Here is a 262-nt window from a genome sequence, read left to right on the forward strand (position 1 = left end):
CATGAAGCTTCCAGGCTTTTCCCCTGTTTGTATCAAGCCTGAGCACGCGACAATCTGAATAGGAAGAGGGTACCCTTTTTAATGTTAGAGCTAGCTGCCAGGCCTTATTACTGTCGCAGGGAAGGCCCGTGGAACGTGAGTTCACATTACTGATACGAAAAACCTCGAACTCTCGTAGAGACAGCTCACCTACTGAGTGCTCAAGACTGACTGTTGCCATGCTGAGATGGGCATCAGCGCGATGACCAGGGCCAGCATCCAG

Annotated in this window: 1 protein-coding gene; it reads right to left on the reverse strand. The window is 51.1% G+C overall.

The annotated features are described in order from the left end of the window. The coding region (locus ACY2RR_RS24530; RefSeq protein WP_490110824.1) for a DUF7840 domain-containing protein at nt 1-262 on the reverse strand (262 nt) is incomplete at both ends.

It is taken from the genome of Parendozoicomonas sp. 2304DJ65-17, assembly GCF_058148445.1.